Source organism: Agathobaculum butyriciproducens (assembly GCA_003096535.1).
Classification (GTDB): Bacteria; Bacillota; Clostridia; order Oscillospirales; family Butyricicoccaceae; genus Agathobaculum; species Agathobaculum butyriciproducens.
In genome coordinates, this window is sequence record QEKJ01000056.1 from 1 (window position 1) to 1,130 (window position 1,130).

1 protein-coding gene is annotated in these 1,130 nt (G+C 56.9%); it reads left to right on the forward strand.

Translation table 11 applies throughout. The features are described 5' to 3' along the window. A partial coding sequence (locus tag C7386_RS13235; RefSeq protein ID WP_116705739.1) for a 5-methyltetrahydropteroyltriglutamate--homocysteine S-methyltransferase occupies positions 1 to 1,053 on the forward strand: 1,053 nt, incomplete at its 5' end. Between the last annotated feature and the right edge of the window lie 77 nt (positions 1,054 to 1,130).

Here is a 1,130-nt window from a genome sequence, read left to right on the forward strand (position 1 = left end):
GAAGCTCGCAGCAAGTTTGAAGCCGGCGAAATTTCCGCTGAAGAACTGACCAAGGTCGAAGATGCCGAGATCACCGGTCTGGTAAAGAAGGAAGAGAATGTCGGTCTGCACGCTGTCACCGACGGCGAGTATCGCCGTTCCTTCTGGCACATGGACTTCCTCTGGGGTCTGACTGGTACGCAGAAGGTCAAGTCCGAGCACTTCTCCGTCGCATTCAAGGGCTTCCAGCCGAAGGCTGAGACCGTAAAGATCGTGGACAAGCTGGATTTCCCGGATGATCATCCGTTCCTCAAGCATTTTGCATTCCTGCAGAGCGTGGCCTCCGACCTCGTACAGCCCAAGCAGTGCATTCCGTCTCCGTCCATGCTGCATTTGATCTGCTGTGTTCGTTCGACCGACTACCAGCCGATCGAGCGCTACAAGGACGAGCAGGTTCTGCTGGACGATCTGGCAGCTGCTTACCAGAAGGCGGTAAAGGCGTTCTACGCTGCCGGCTGCCGGTATCTGCAGCTTGATGATACATCCTGGGGCGAATTCTGTTCGGCTGAGAAGCGCAAGGCATATGCAGAGCGCGGTATCGACGTAGATGAGGTCGGCCGCAAGTACGTTTATGTGCTCAACAAGATCCTCGAAGCAAAGCCGGAGGACATGGTTATCACCATGCACATCTGCCGCGGCAACTTCCGCTCGACCTGGTCGTCCGCCGGCGGCTATGAGCCGGTAGCGGAGATCCTGTTCGGCCACTGCAACGTGGACGGCTTCTTCCTCGAGTACGACAGCGACCGTGCCGGCGGTTTCGAGCCGCTGCGCTACATCGGCAAGCAGAAGGTTGTTCTGGGTCTGGTAACCTCCAAGGATGCCAAGCTGGAGAACAAGGAAGACGTTATCGCGCGTATCCGCGAGGCTTCCAAATATGTGCCGCTCGAGCAGCTGGCGCTCAGCCCGCAGTGCGGCTTCGCTTCCACCGAGGAAGGCAATCTTGTGACCGATGCGGATCAGTGGAGCAAGCTGGCGCTCGTCAAGGAGATTGCAGAAGAAGTCTGGGCCGATTAAACAGCAGGACAGTCTAAAAAGCAGGGAACACGGAAACCGGCAGGTCTCACCGCCGGTGTTTGGATAAGAAAAACATT